We start from the raw sequence: 13,159 nt of genomic DNA, 5'->3' as shown, positions 1-13,159 counted from the left end.
CGACCGCGGCAAAGACGGTCCCTGCTGCGATGGAACCCGCGGAACGCGATTGGACAACACAGACGGGCTTCGGCGGCTTCGAGACCTTCGGACGTTCGGGGCTGGACATCGGCGGCCTGCACCGGGACCAGCAGTGGGTCGGCGCCTGGGGCGGCCGCTGCTGAGGCAGGTTTTTCTCGCGGCGGCTTGACGGCGCCGCCGCAACACTTCTCAACGGGCTTCCCTGATGCGAGGGCGGCCCATTGAACGATTTCCCCACGAACCATCCGGCGGCAGCCGATCTCGACCCTGAGGACTGGGAGGCGTTCCGCGCCCTCGGCCACCGGATGCTCGACGACATGCTGGACCATCTGCGGGACGTGCGGCAGCGCCCGGTGTGGCAACCCCTTCCGGCAGACATTCGCGCGGGCTTCCGCGCGCCGCTTCCTGTCACCGGCGACGATCCTGCCGCCGTCTATGAGCGATTTCGCGACACCATCCTCCCCTATGCCACCGGCAATACGCATCCCCGCTTCGTCGGCTGGGTGCATGGCGGCGGCACGCCGCTCGGCATGCTGGCCGAAATGCTCGCGGGCGGCCTCAACGCCAATCTCGGCGGCCGCGATCACGCACCGATCGAGGCCGAACGTCAGGTGATCCGCTGGGCCGCAACCGCCTTCGGGCTGCCCGAAAGCGCGAGCGGCCTGCTCGTCACCGGCAGTTCCATGGCGAACTTCATCGCCGTTCTCATGGCGCGCCAGGCGGCCCTCGGGCCGGAGAGCCGGGTGCAGGGCGTGGGGGCGGCGCGTCTCACCGCCTATGCCAGCACCGGCGTGCATCGCTGCGTGCCCGATGCGCTCGACATGGCGGGCCTCGGTAGTGCCGCGCTCCGCCGCATTCCCGTGGATTCGGATTTCCGTATGGATCCCAAGGCCCTCGCCCGCACCATCGCAGAAGATCGGGCGGCCGGCTTCACCCCGTTCCTTCTCGTCGGCTCGGCGGGCTCCGTCGATGTCGGTGCCTTCGACGATCTGGCGGCGCTGGCCGACATCGCGGCCGCAGAAGGCCTCTGGTTTCATGTCGATGGCGCCTTCGGCGCGCTGGCCGCCCTCTCCCCGAGCCTCGCCCCGCGGGTTGCCGGCGTGGAACGGGCCCGGTCCATCGCTTTCGATTTCCATAAATGGGCGCAGGCGCCCTATGACGCCGGCTGCATCCTGGTACGCGACCAGCAGGACCAGATCGCGACCTTCGCCTCCGACGCCGCCTATCTCTCGGCGAGCGCCCGCGGGCTCGCCGCCAATGCGCCCTGGCCCTGCGATCTCGGGCCCGATCTCTCGCGCGGCTTCCGCGCCCTCAAGCTCTGGTTCGCCCTGCAGAGCTTCGGCGCTGCACGGCTGGGCGCGGTGGCCGATGCCACCTGCGCCGTCGCCCACCATCTCGCCGCCCGCATCGACTCGACGCCAGCACTCGAGCGTTTGGCCCCGGTGCCGCTCAACATCGTGTGCTTCCGCCATCGCGGTCCGGCCGCGGATCTCGACCAGTTCAATGCGGAGATCGTAGCCGACATCCAGGAGGCGGGTCTCGCCGCGCCCTCCACCACCCGCATCGGCGGCGCTCTCGCGATCCGCGCCGCTTTCGTCAATCATCGCGCCCGGCCAGAGGATGCCGATGCCCTCGTCCAGGCGGTGCTGGACGCGGGGCGCGCCAGGATTGGAAAAGCCGGCTAAGATGGCGGCACGGATGAAGAGGACGAGGCTATGAGCGAGCATCCCCTGATCGGGCAACTCAAGGCGGCGCGCGTGGTGCCTGTCGTACGGATGAAGAACGCGGCCCATGCCGCGACCGCCGTGCGCTGGCTCTATGACGCCGGCCTGCGGATCTTCGAGATCACCATGACCATTCCGGATGCGCCCGCGCTGATCCGGGAACTTTCCTCGGATCCAGCGCTTCTCGTTGGTGCCGGCACGGTGCCGGATGCGGAGACCGCGGATACCTGCCTGCGCGCCGGCGCCCGCTTCGTCGTCTCGCCCTGGGTCGATCCCGATCTTGTGGCCCCCTGCCGCGCGGCCGGCGCCGTGTTGATGTCGGGCGCCACCACCCCCACCGAAGTGCGCGCGGCGCTCAAGGCCGGCGCCCATGTGGTGAAGGTCTTCCCCGCGGCCTCGGCCGGCGGCCCGGGCCATGTGAAGGCGCTCGCGAGCGTCTTCCCCGGTGTCACCTTCTGCCCCACGGGCGGGGTCGATCCCAGCAATCTTGGCGCCTATCTCAAGGCGGGCGCGGCCTTCGTCGGCATGGGCGGCAAGCTCGTCGACGAAAGCCTGGTTGCGGCCGGGGACCAGGCGGCGGTGACGGCGGTGGCGCAGCAGATTCTCGCCACGGCCTGAGCACGGAAGGATCAGGGGATGGCGGCCGACCTCATCTGCATCGGAGAGCCTCTGCTGGAATTCGTCCAGCAGCCGCCGCTCCCGGACGGCCGCATTCTCTATGCCCAGGGCTTCGGGGGGGACAGCGCCATCGTCGCCGTCGCCGCCGCCCGCCAGGGCGCGAAGACGGGCTATGTCTCGGTGATCGGCCAGGATGCCGCGGGTGACACGCTGACTGGCCTCTGGGCCGAAGAGGGCATCGAAGCCACCCATGTCCGCCGTTCCGCGAGCCATCCCACGGGTCTCTACTTCGTCACCCTGTCCCCCGAGGGACCGCGGGTGAGCGACCGGCGCCCGGGCTCGGCCGCGAGCACGCTGACGCCGGCCGACATTCCCGAGAAGGCCATCGCCGCCGCCCGCATCGTCTTCGCGAGTGGCATCAGCCTCGGTCTGTCGGACAGTGCGGCCGATGCCGTCTTCCACGCCTTCGCCACCGCCCGGCAGCACGGCGTCGCGATCGCTGTCGACACCAGCTACCGCCCCGCGCTGTGGGCGCCGCGCCGGGCCGCCGCCTTGATCCATGCCGCCGTCGGCGAAGCCGACATCGCCATGACGGCGCTCGAGGATGCCGCGGCGTTGACCGGTCTGACAGATCCCGATGCGATCCTCGATTTCTACCTCGGCCTCGGCCCCGGCCTCGTCATGCTGAAGATGGGCTTGGAGGGCGTCTTTCTCGCCACGCCCGAGATGCGGATGCGCATCAATGCTTTCCCCGCCGCCGCCGTGGACATGACGGGCGCCGGCGAGACCTTCTGCGGCGCGGCCCTGGCGCGGCTGCTGGCCGGCGACCCGCCGGACGACGCCGGGCATTACGCGGCCGTCGCCTCCGCCATTTCGACCACGAGCTATGGTGCGATCGCACCCATTCCACGCACCCCGGAGATCTGGGCCGCCATGGCGATGCGCAACCGATGAGCCTCACCCCCACCCATCATCCGATCATCATCGGCGGTGTCGAGACGCCGCTGCCGCTCGTCGCCCTGAACGAGAGCATCGCCATCGCCCTGCTGATGGTGATCGATCAAGGGATCGCCTTCGGTGAACGCGCGGGCCGAGCACTCGCCGAGATCGCAAGGCCGCTGGCACCGGAGATTGTTGTGGGGGCTGCGACCCTCGGAATCCCCGTGGCGATGGAAGTGAGCCGCGCGCTCGGCCTTGATGACTACGTGATCCTGCAGAAGTCGCCCAAGATCCATCTCGCGGATGCCCTGCGCGAAAGCGTCAAATCCATCACCTCGCATGGCGAACAAGCACTGATGCTGGACCGCCGCTCGGTGCCTTTGCTCGAAGGCCGGCGCGTCTTCCTGGTCGATGACGTCGCATCGACGGGGTCGAGCCTCGCCGCCATGCTGCGGCTGCTGCGCCGCGCGGGCGCCGAGATCGCCGGTATCGGCGTAATCCTGACCGAGGGTCACGACTGGAAGGGCGCTCTCGGCGAAGATGCGGCGCTGCTCCGCGGCCTCGCCCATATTCCCGTCTATCGCATCGAGAACGGCGCGGCCGCGCCGATCCCGGAAACGCTGTAAAGCCATTATCAGCGCAATGGTCGGGCGGGCTGAAGCCTACCCTATGGCCTTCGGTCCACTCAATCGGCCAGTATGTCTTTAACCGATGGCTTAGCAACATGAATGCTAAGCTGCGCGACGGGACGAGGAGGAGTTTCCGTGAAGTGGAAGGATCGTACGATCGACGAGATCGCCGAGATGATTTGCATCCCGCAAGGGAGAGAGGAAACTTCATTCTTTCCTTACCGCAGCAGCTACTACATCACGCGTTTCTTCCGCGATGCCGACACGGATTATGCCCACGACGGCTCAAGCCGAGCATCCTGGGCTGCCGAGACGCTCAAGAAGATTTTGGAAGAGCCGCACCCAGATAACCATACGCCGCCCGAAACTTTCTGTCGCGTCATCCGCGCCCTCATGGATCCTGAGGAGGCGACGAATGAAGGGCAAGACCGGCTAGGAGCGTTAAAAGCCCTCAATACGGCGCTCGCTCGGGAGGGATTCGAGGCCTTCTACGCTGAAGACAAGCAGTGCTACATCAGGCACATTGGCACGAAGAAGGTGGCAGGGATGTCGATAAGTCCGCACCGTCCCTTCTCAGCCGCCGAGGTAATGCGAAGCGCGCAGCTCGCTGCCTACCTGGATAAGTGCTCCGAGGACGAGCTGATCGAGAAAGTGCTTCTTCCGATGCTACGCCAGGCTGGCTTTCATCGCATTACAGCGGGGGGACATAAGGACAAGTCGAATGAGTTCGGCAAAGACATTTGGATGCGCTACCAACTGCCCACGCAGCATTACCTATACTTCGGTATCCAAGCCAAAAAGGGAAAGCTCGACTCTTCTGGAGTATCGAAAGGCACGAACGCAAACATTGCAGAAATCTACAATCAAGCATTAATGATGTTGGCGCATGAAATTTTCGACCCGGAGACCAACCGGAAAGTATTGGTGGATCATGCCTTCATCGTGGCCGGCGGCGAAATCACAAAGGCGGCGCAGCAACTCCTTGCTGGCATGCTAGATGCGACGAAGCGCAGCCAGATCATGTTCATGGACAGGAATGACATACTCAACTTGTTTATCGTCCATAATGTGCAGTTACCAGAGGATGCTTTGCCACACCCTCGAACCGACCAAGAAGACGATATCCCCTTTTGAAAGACCGGCTCTCGTCTTCTTCTCGCTTCAAGCGCCCTAAACCGCCTTGTCCGCTTTAAGCATTTCCTTAGTGCAGGCCCGGCGCTTCCTGGCCTGTGCTCGCCACGTATTCCGAATAGCCGCCATCATAGTAGTGCACGCCCTCGGGCGTCAGCTCCAGCACGCGGTTGGAGAGCGCGGCAAGGAAATGCCGGTCATGCGAGACGAAGAGCATGGTCCCTTCGTATTCGGACAGCGCGCGGATCAGCATTTCCTTGGTCGCGATGTCGAGATGGTTCGTCGGCTCGTCAAGCACCAGGAAATTCGGCGGCTCGAACAGCATCAGCGCCATCACCAGCCGGGCCTTCTCGCCGCCCGAGAGCACGCGGCAGCGCTTGTCGATCTCGTCCCCCGAAAAGCCGAAGCCGCCGGCAAGTGCCCGAAGCTGACCCTGGTTGGCACGCGGGAAAGCGGCCTCCAGCGTCTCGAAAATAGTCTTCTCGCCGTCCAGAAGTTCCATCGCGTGCTGCGCGAAATAGCCCATCTTCACGCTGCCGCCGATGCTGACGGAGCCCGCATCCGGCTCGGTTGAGCCCGCCACCAGCTTGAGCAGCGTCGATTTGCCGGCGCCGTTCACGCCGAGCACGCAGCAGCGCTCCTTGCGGCGGATCATCAGGTCAAGCCCGTCATAGATCACGCGATTGCCGTAGCGTTTGTGTACGCCGCGCAGATTGGCGACGTCCTCGCCCGAGCGGGGCGGGCTCGGGAAATCGAAGGCCAGCGTCTGGCGGCGCTTCGGCGGCTCCACGCGGTCGATCTTGTCGAGCTTCTTCACCCGGCTCTGCACCTGCGCCGCATGAGAGGCGCGGGCCTTGAAGCGCTCAATGAAGGCGATTTCCTTGGCGAGCATCGCCTGCTGCCGCTCGAACTGCGCCTGCTGCTGCTTTTCGTTCAGCGCGCGCTGCTGCTCGTAGAATTCGTAGTCGCCGGAATAGACGGTGAGCGTGCCGCCATCGATCTCCATGATCTTGCCGACGACGCGATTCATGAAGGCGCGATCGTGCGAGGTCATGATCAGCGCGCCGTCATAGCCGCGCAGGAACTGCTCCAGCCAGATCAGGCTTTCGAGGTCGAGATGGTTCGAAGGTTCGTCCAGCAGCATGACATCCGGCCGCATGAGCAGGATGCGGGCCAGCGCCACGCGCATCTTCCACCCGCCGGACAGGCGCCCGGCATCGCCGTCCATCATCTCCTGGGAGAAGCCCAGGCCATGCAGCACTTCCCGCGCGCGGGATTCGAGGGCATAGCCGCCCAATTCCTCGAACCGAGCCTGCACCTCGCCAAAACGTTCGAGGATTGCCTCCAACTCGTCGAACCGCTCCGGATCGGCCATGGCGGTTTCGAGTTCAGCCAGCTCCGCGCCGACGGCGCTCACATCCCCCACACCGTCCATCACCTCGGCGACCGCCGAGCGGCCCGCCATCTCGCCCACGTCCTGGCTGAAGAAGCCGATGGAGACGCCGCGCTCAACCAGAACCTGGCCTTCGTCCGGTTCCTCCTCACGGGTGATGAGACGGAAGAGCGTCGTCTTGCCGGCGCCGTTGGGGCCGACGAGGCCGATCTTCTCCCCCTTCTGCAGGGCGGCCGAGGCCTCGACGAAGACGAGCCGCTGCCCGTTCTGCTTGCTGATATTGTCCAGGCGAATCATGGGTCGTCAGGGTCCTCGGGCGGCTACAGCCAGTCGTCCGGCCCTTTACAGCAAGAGGGTGAAGACGGAAACCGCACGGCGGCGAAGGAAGATCGGGCCGGCAGCGGAAAGACCGTAGGCGCGCGCGGCGATGCCCAGTAGTCTCGCCAGGCTGCGCCCTTACGGACCAAGGAAGAACAAAAATGCCGCATGTCATTGTCAAACTGACAACCGGGCGATCGGAACAGCTCAAGCAGGACATCGCGGCTGCGGTGACAGCCGCGGTCGCCACCAGCGCTGGACTGTCGGAAGACCTCGTCTCGGTCAGCATCGAGGAATTCGCGCAGGATGACTGGGCGGAACAGGTCTATCATCCCGACATCACGAACAAGCCCGAGACGCTCTACAAGAAGCCCGGCTACACGCCAGGCTGAGTCAAAACCGGTCTTAATGCCGGCCTCAGAAACGATGACTGCAAGAGAGGAGCCGTCCAATGTCCCCTGAAACCACTGCCGTCGTCCTCATCGAATACCAGAATGATTTCACCTCAGAAGGCGGCGCACTGCATGAGGCGGTGAAGCCCGTCATCCAGAGCACCGGCATGCTGGGCCATACCGCCGCCCTCGTGAAACAGGCGCGCGAGGCCGGCGCGCTCATCGTGCATTCACCGATCAGCTTCGCGCCCGATTATCGCGAGATCAGCCCCGCGCCCTACGGCATCCTCAAGGGCGTGGTGGACACCAAGGCTTTCCGCAAAGGCAGCTGGGGCGCCGAGATCGTCGACGTGCTGGCACCCGAGGAGAGCGATATCGTGATCGAGGGCAAGCGCGGCCTGGATGCCTTCGCCTCCACCAATCTCGATTTCATCCTGCGCGCGCGGGGCATCAAGACCATCGCGCTCGGCGGGTTCCTCACCAATTGCTGTGTCGAATCGACCATGCGCACCGGCTATGAAAAGGGCTTCGACGTGGTGACGCTGACCGACTGCACGGCGACGGTGAGTGAGGAGGCGCAGCGCTTCGCGATCGCGGCGAACTACCCGATGTTCTCCCGCCCCATGACGCATGAGGCTTTCCTCGGCGAACTCACCGGTGCTGCGGCTGCCGCCGACACCTCGCGGGGCTACACGGCGTAAGGCGCACCTTAGTCCGGCTGCGCGCCCATCACCTCTGCAATCATGCGGAAGGAGCGCAGCCGGAGGTTGTGGTCATAGACATCCGAGACGATCATCAGCTCGTCGGCGCCGGTCTGTTCGACAAGGGCGGCCAGCCCTTGCCGCACCGTCTCCCGGCTACCCACCACACTACAGCCCAGCATCCGCATCGCCTGCGCCTTCTCGGCCGGGGACCAATAGGTCTCGATATCCGCGATCGGCGGCTGGCTGAGCCCGCGCTGACCCCGGAAGATATTGGTGAAGGACATCTGCTGCGTCGTCGCCAGCATCCGCGCCTCCGCATCGGTCTCGGCGGCGATCACGTTCACGCCAACCATCGCATAGGGCCGGTCCGACTGCGCCGAGGGTTTGAAACGGCGGCGATAGATCTCCAGCGCCGGCATCAGCAGGTCGGGTGCGAAATGCGAGGCGAAACCGTAAGGCAGGCCGAGTTCGGCGGCGAGCTGCGCGCCGAAGGTGCTGGAGCTCAGAATCCACAGCGGCACCTCGGTCCCCGTCGCTGGCACGGCGAACAGGCGCTGACCTTCCCGTGCCGGGGCCAGATAGGCCTGCAGTTCCAGCACGTCCTGCGGGAAATTGTCTGCATTGGCGAAGGAGCGTCGTAGCGCATAGGCCGTGGTTTGGTCAGTGCCCGGCGCACGGCCGAGGCCGAGATCAATGCGGCCGGGAAAGAGCTGGGCGAGCGTGCCGAACTGCTCGGCAATCACCATCGGCGCATGGTTGGGCAGCATGATGCCGCCGGCGCCGATCCGGATGTGCTGCGTGCCGGCGGCGACATGGGCGATGACGACGGCGGTCGCCGCACTCGCGATGCCCTGCATGTTGTGGTGCTCGGCGACCCAGAAGCGCCGATAGCCCCAGCCTTCGGCATGCGCCGCCAGATCCCGCGCATGGTCGAGAGCAGCGCGCGGCGTGCTGCCTTCGCGCACGCGGACGAGGTCGAGGATGGAGATCGCGGTCATGCCGTCATCCTTCCGGCAGCAGCTTGCCGGGGTTCATGATGCCCTTGGGGTCGAGCGCCAGCTTGAGGCTGCGCATCACGGATAGCGTCTCCGCCCCATGCTCCCGCATCAGGAAGTCGCGCTTGCCGGCGCCCACACCGTGCTCGCCCGAGCAGGAGCCGCCCAAGGAGAGGGTGCGGTCGACGATCGCACGATCCAGCGCCCAGGCGCGCTCCCGGCCGCCCTCCTCCGGCGGCACCAGGATGACGGTGTGGAAATTGCCGTCCCCCACATGGCCCACCATCGGCGCGAGCAGGCCGGAGGCCAGGATGTCCTCCTTCACCCCCAGCACCGCCTCGGCGAGTTTCGAGACCGGCACGATGGTATCGGTGATGAAGGCGCCATAGGCGGGCTTGAGGGCGCGGCAGGCCCAATAGGCATCGTGCCGTGCCTTCCACAGCCGGTTCCGCGCCTCGGGGTCGGTTGCCCAGGCAAAGCCCTGCGCGCCATTCTCGATGGCGATCCCCTCGACGATCTCCGCCTGCTCCCGCACACCGGCCGGCGTGCCGTGGAACTCGAAGAAGAGGCTGGGCAGCGCCTCGAAGCCGGTAAGCTTGGAATAGGCGATGCAGGCTTCCATCTGCACCTCGTCCAGCAGCTCGATGCGCGCGATGGGCACGCCCGCCTGCATCACCTCGATCACCGTCTGCACCGCGGCGGCCAGGCTCTCGAACTGGCAGGTGGCGGAGGAGATCGCTTCCGGAATGCCGTGCAGCTTGAGCTGGATTTCCGTGATGATGCCGAGCGTGCCTTCCGAGCCGATAAAGAGCCGCGTGAGATCATAGCCGGTGGAGGATTTGCGCACGCGGCCACCGGTCTTGATCACCCGGCCATCCGCGAGAACCACGGTGAGGCCGAGGACATTGTCTCGGATGGTGCCGTAGCGCACGGCATTGGTGCCGGAAGCGCGCGTCGCACACATGCCGCCCAGGGAGGCATCGGCGCCCGGATCGATCGGCATGAAGAGGCCCTGATCGCGCAGATATTCGTTGAGTTTGCTGCGCACCACGCCGGCTTCGATGCGGCAGTCCATATCCTCGGCATTCACCTCCAGGATCCGGTCCATACGCGAGAGGTCGATGGTCAGGCCGCCCTGCACGGCATTCACATGCCCTTCAAGCGAGGTGCCGGTGCCGAAGGCGATGACCGGCAGGCCGCGCGCATGCGCCAGGGCGACGAGACGGGAGACCTCTTCCGTCGTCTCGGGGAAGGCCACCACATCCGGCATTCCCGGGGGGAAGGAGCCCTCGCCGTGGCTGTGCTGGTCACGAATACTGTCGCCCGTGCTGATGCGGGAGCCGAGGAAGGTGCTGGCCTCACGGACCAGGCTATCGATGAGGTCTTGGCGCATCCGGCAAGTGTCGCGCAAAGCGCCGAACCTGCCCAGCCGCGCTGATCGCACAGGAGGGAGTTGCCGGAAGCGTAAATGGCGGCGATGATCCCGCCCCATGATCCAAGATCTGGGCCAGGGAGCGGCGACGGCATGAGCAATAATCTGAAATTCTATATCGACGGCGCCTGGGTGGACCCGATCACGCCGAAGACGATCGACGTGATCGATCCCTCGACCGAGGAGGTCTTCACCCAGATCTCGGCGGGTTCCGCGGAAGACATCGACCGCGCCGTCATGGCCGCCCGCCGCGCCTTCGACAGCTTCTCCCGCACCTCGCCGAAAGAACGGCTTGAGCTCATGGAAGCGATCCTCGCCGAATACGACAAGCGGTATGAGGATATCGCGGTCGCTTGCAGCCAGGAGATGGGCGCGCCGCTGGCCTTCGCCCGATCCGCCCAGGCCTGGATCGGCCAAGCCCATCTGCGTGAAATGATCCGGGTGATGAAGGAGTACAAATTCTCCTACATGGAAGGCGACATGAAGATCGTGCGCGAGCCGATCGGCGTCGTCGGCATGATCACGCCCTGGAACTGGCCGCTGAACCAGATCACCTGCAAGGTCGGCCCCGCCATCGCCGCGGGCTGCACCATGGTGCTGAAGCCCTCCGAAATCGCGCCCATTACCGCCGTCATCTTCGCCGAAGCGATGCATGCGGCAGGCGTGCCGAAGGGCGTCTTCAACATGGTGCATGGCGAAGGTGGCGTCGTCGGCGCCGCGCTTTCCTCTCACAAGGATGTGGACATGATGTCCTTCACCGGCTCCACCCGGGCCGGCATCCTGGTGGCCAAGGCGGCGGCCGAGACCGTCAAGCGCGTGCATCAGGAACTCGGCGGCAAGTCGCCGAACATCCTGCTGCCGGAGGCCGATTTCGCCCGCCGCGTGCCGGAGGGCGTCGCGAACATGTTCAGCAACAGCGGCCAGAGCTGCAACGCGCCGTCCCGCATGCTGGTGCCACGGGACCGGCACGAAGAGGTCAAGGAACTCGCGCGCCAAGCCGCCGCCAACTTCACGGTGGGCGATCCGCGCAGTGAGAATTCCAATCTCGGCCCGGTCGTCAGCCGCGTCCAGTTCGACAAGATCCAGAATCTGATCCAGTCCGGCATCGACGAGGGCGCGGAGCTGGTGGCCGGTGGCCCCGGCATGCCGGATGGGCTGACGAAGGGCTACTACGTGCGCCCCACCGTCTTCGCCAATGTGACACCGGAGATGCGCATCGCGAAGGAAGAGATCTTCGGGCCGGTGCTCTCCATCATGCCCTATGACACGGAAGAGGGCGCGATCGCCGAAGCGAACAACACGGAATACGGCCTCGCCGCCTATATCCAGTCCGAAGATCTGGAGAAGGCGCGCCGCGTCGCCTCCCGCATGCGCGCCGGCACGGTGTACATCAATGCGCCGCCCACCAAGATCTCTGCCCCCTTCGGCGGCTTCAAGCAGTCCGGCAATGGGCGCGAATGGTCCCATTGGGGCCTCGACGACTTCACCGAGATCAAAGGCATCGTCGGCTGGGGGGAAGCGGCGGACTGATCGAGACGAGGTTGGCCAAAAGAAAGGGCGCCGTCTGGCGCCCTTTCTTTATTGCTCAACGCTGACGCTCACGCCTTACCGTCGAAAAACTCCCGCACCTTGGCGAAGAAGCCCTCGGATTCCGGGTTGCCCTTAGCGTGGGCCGTCGATTCCTGCTCGAATTCCTCGAGCAATTCGCGCTGGCGCTTGGTCAACTGCTGCGGCGTCTCCACGGCGACCTGGATGTACATGTCGCCCCGCGCGGCAGAGCGCAGGACGGAGAAGCCCTTGCCGCGCAGACGGAACTGCTCGCCCGACTGCGTGCCCGCCGGGATCTTCACCTTGGCGCGCGTGCCATCGATCACCGGCACTTCGATCTCGCCGCCCAGCGCGGCCTGAGAAATCCGCAACGGTACACGGCAGAGAATCGTCGCGCCCTCTCGTTGGAAGATCGCGTGCGGCCGGATGCCGACATGCACGTAGAGATCGCCCGGCTGGCCCCCGGCGCCCGCCGCCTCGCCTTCGCCCGAGAGGCGGATGCGCGTGCCGTCTTCGACACCAGCCGGAATGGTGATCTGCAGCGAGCGCTCGCGCGGCACCGTCGCGGCACCATGGCAGACGCGGCAGGGATTGCGGATGACCCGCCCGGAGCCGCCGCAGGTCGGGCAGCTACGCTCGACGAGGAAGAAGCCTTGTTGCGCCCGCACCTTGCCCATGCCGCCGCAGGTCGCACAGGTGTCGCTCGCATTGCGGTCTTTCGCTTCGGAGCCGGTGCCGTCGCATGCCTCGCAGTTGACACGGGTCTGTACGCGGACCTGAGCCTTGGTGCCGAAGAAGGCTTCGGAAAGGTCGATCTCGACCTCGGCACGGATGTCGCCGCCGACGCGCACACCGCGGCCACCGCCTCCGCCGCCACCACGCCGGCCCATGAAGTCGCCGAACATTTGGTCGAAGATGTCGCCCAGGCCGCCGGCCTGGGAGAAGTCGAAACCACCCGGGCCAGCGCCGCCGCCATTCTCGAAGGCGGCATGGCCGAAGCGGTCGTAAGCGGCGCGCTTCTGGTCGTCCTTCAGAACCTCATAGGCTTCGTTCACTTCCTTGAACTTGGCCTCGGCCGCCTTGTCCCCCGGATTGCGGTCGGGGTGATACTGCATCGCGAGCTTGCGATAGGCCTTTTTCAGCGCATCGGCGCTGGCGTCCCGGGCTACACCCAAGGTTGCGTAATAGTCGTTCTTCGCCATCGAATGCCCTCAGCCCTTCAACCGGCGGCGGCCCGTGCCGGCTTCCGGCGCGCCACCCGTCCTTGCGGACCTTCTTACAAGGAAGACGCCTGCGCCTCGGGGGAAGCGCAGGC

At 65.7% G+C, this 13,159-nt stretch carries 13 protein-coding genes; 9 read left to right on the top strand and 4 right to left on the bottom strand.

The genetic code is table 11. The features are described 5' to 3' along the window. Positions 1–29: 29 nt before the first annotated feature. The 6 genes from ACYQ6W_RS12525 to ACYQ6W_RS12500 all read left to right on the top strand — a co-directional run bounded on the left by ACYQ6W_RS12525 (position 30) and on the right by ACYQ6W_RS12500 (position 5,065). Positions 30–164 carry a hypothetical protein gene (locus ACYQ6W_RS12525; RefSeq protein ID WP_459675653.1) on the top strand — a complete coding sequence of 45 codons (135 nt, stop codon included), beginning with the start codon at positions 30–32 and terminating at the stop codon, positions 162–164. A gap of 162 nt (positions 165–326) precedes the next feature. Next, entirely contained in the window at positions 327–1,706 is a 1,380-nt protein-coding gene (locus tag ACYQ6W_RS12520) for a pyridoxal phosphate-dependent decarboxylase family protein (protein WP_459675869.1), read from the top strand. Positions 1,707–1,736: 30 nt separating this feature from the next. Beyond that, a complete protein-coding gene (locus tag ACYQ6W_RS12515; RefSeq protein WP_459675651.1) occupies positions 1,737–2,363 on the top strand; it encodes a bifunctional 4-hydroxy-2-oxoglutarate aldolase/2-dehydro-3-deoxy-phosphogluconate aldolase in 627 nt (208 codons plus the stop codon). 18 nt (positions 2,364–2,381) lie between these two features. Continuing rightward, complete coding sequence (locus tag ACYQ6W_RS12510; protein WP_459675650.1) at positions 2,382–3,317, top strand: sugar kinase; 936 nt, start codon at positions 2,382–2,384, stop codon at positions 3,315–3,317. Then, positions 3,314–3,928, top strand: a complete 615-nt coding sequence (locus ACYQ6W_RS12505; protein WP_459675648.1) for a phosphoribosyltransferase family protein — start codon at positions 3,314–3,316, stop codon at positions 3,926–3,928. Before ACYQ6W_RS12510 ends, ACYQ6W_RS12505 begins: the two co-directional genes overlap by 4 nt. A gap of 138 nt (positions 3,929–4,066) precedes the next feature. Beyond that, on the top strand, positions 4,067–5,065 hold the full coding sequence (locus ACYQ6W_RS12500) for a hypothetical protein (protein ID WP_459675647.1): 999 nt from the start codon (positions 4,067–4,069) through the stop codon (positions 5,063–5,065). A gap of 67 nt (positions 5,066–5,132) precedes the next feature. On the opposite strand, the gene ACYQ6W_RS12495 is transcribed toward ACYQ6W_RS12500, so the two are convergent. After that, entirely contained in the window at positions 5,133–6,752 is a 1,620-nt protein-coding gene (locus ACYQ6W_RS12495; RefSeq protein ID WP_459675646.1) for an ABC-F family ATP-binding cassette domain-containing protein, read from the bottom strand. Positions 6,753–6,934: 182 nt separating this feature from the next. On the opposite strand from ACYQ6W_RS12495, the gene ACYQ6W_RS12490 reads away from it, so the two are divergent. Then, positions 6,935–7,165 carry a tautomerase family protein gene (locus ACYQ6W_RS12490; protein WP_459675644.1) on the top strand — a complete coding sequence of 77 codons (231 nt, stop codon included), beginning with the start codon at positions 6,935–6,937 and terminating at the stop codon, positions 7,163–7,165. A gap of 59 nt (positions 7,166–7,224) precedes the next feature. Beyond that, complete coding sequence (locus ACYQ6W_RS12485) at positions 7,225–7,866, top strand: cysteine hydrolase family protein (RefSeq protein ID WP_459675643.1); 642 nt, start codon at positions 7,225–7,227, stop codon at positions 7,864–7,866. Between the two features lie 8 nt (positions 7,867–7,874). On the opposite strand, the gene ACYQ6W_RS12480 is transcribed toward ACYQ6W_RS12485, so the two are convergent. Together ACYQ6W_RS12480 and ACYQ6W_RS12475 are read right to left on the bottom strand one after the other, a co-directional pair. Continuing rightward, positions 7,875–8,867 carry an LLM class flavin-dependent oxidoreductase gene (locus ACYQ6W_RS12480; protein ID WP_459675642.1) on the bottom strand — a complete coding sequence of 331 codons (993 nt, stop codon included), beginning with the start codon at positions 8,865–8,867 and terminating at the stop codon, positions 7,875–7,877. Between the two features lie 4 nt (positions 8,868–8,871). Beyond that, entirely contained in the window at positions 8,872–10,257 is a 1,386-nt protein-coding gene (locus tag ACYQ6W_RS12475) for an FAD-binding oxidoreductase (protein ID WP_459675640.1), read from the bottom strand. A gap of 132 nt (positions 10,258–10,389) precedes the next feature. On the opposite strand from ACYQ6W_RS12475, the gene ACYQ6W_RS12470 reads away from it, so the two are divergent. After that, positions 10,390–11,826 carry an aldehyde dehydrogenase family protein gene (locus ACYQ6W_RS12470; RefSeq protein ID WP_459675638.1) on the top strand — a complete coding sequence of 479 codons (1,437 nt, stop codon included), beginning with the start codon at positions 10,390–10,392 and terminating at the stop codon, positions 11,824–11,826. Between the two features lie 68 nt (positions 11,827–11,894). On the opposite strand, the gene dnaJ is transcribed toward ACYQ6W_RS12470, so the two are convergent. Beyond that, the gene (dnaJ, locus tag ACYQ6W_RS12465; protein WP_459675637.1) at positions 11,895–13,046 is read right to left on the bottom strand and encodes a molecular chaperone DnaJ; all 1,152 of its coding nucleotides are present in this window, start codon (positions 13,044–13,046) and stop codon (positions 11,895–11,897) included. Positions 13,047–13,159: the final 113 nt, after the last annotated feature.

The organism is Acidisoma sp. 7E03 (assembly GCF_054665075.1).
This window is presented reverse-complemented; position numbering and strand designations above follow the sequence as displayed.

Coding starts and splice junctions, on each gene's coding strand:
- ACYQ6W_RS12525 (WP_459675653.1), top strand. CDS start 30: ATGGAACCCGCGGAACGCGATTGGACAACACAGACGGGCTTCGGCGGC.
- ACYQ6W_RS12520 (WP_459675869.1), top strand. CDS start 327: ATGCTCGACGACATGCTGGACCATCTGCGGGACGTGCGGCAGCGCCCG.
- ACYQ6W_RS12515 (WP_459675651.1), top strand. CDS start 1,737: ATGAGCGAGCATCCCCTGATCGGGCAACTCAAGGCGGCGCGCGTGGTG.
- ACYQ6W_RS12510 (WP_459675650.1), top strand. CDS start 2,382: ATGGCGGCCGACCTCATCTGCATCGGAGAGCCTCTGCTGGAATTCGTC.
- ACYQ6W_RS12505 (WP_459675648.1), top strand. CDS start 3,314: ATGAGCCTCACCCCCACCCATCATCCGATCATCATCGGCGGTGTCGAG.
- ACYQ6W_RS12495 (WP_459675646.1), bottom strand. CDS start 6,752: ATGATTCGCCTGGACAATATCAGCAAGCAGAACGGGCAGCGGCTCGTC.
- ACYQ6W_RS12490 (WP_459675644.1), top strand. CDS start 6,935: ATGCCGCATGTCATTGTCAAACTGACAACCGGGCGATCGGAACAGCTC.
- ACYQ6W_RS12485 (WP_459675643.1), top strand. CDS start 7,225: ATGTCCCCTGAAACCACTGCCGTCGTCCTCATCGAATACCAGAATGAT.
- ACYQ6W_RS12480 (WP_459675642.1), bottom strand. CDS start 8,867: ATGACCGCGATCTCCATCCTCGACCTCGTCCGCGTGCGCGAAGGCAGC.
- ACYQ6W_RS12475 (WP_459675640.1), bottom strand. CDS start 10,257: ATGCGCCAAGACCTCATCGATAGCCTGGTCCGTGAGGCCAGCACCTTC.
- ACYQ6W_RS12470 (WP_459675638.1), top strand. CDS start 10,390: ATGAGCAATAATCTGAAATTCTATATCGACGGCGCCTGGGTGGACCCG.
- dnaJ (WP_459675637.1), bottom strand. CDS start 13,046: ATGGCGAAGAACGACTATTACGCAACCTTGGGTGTAGCCCGGGACGCC.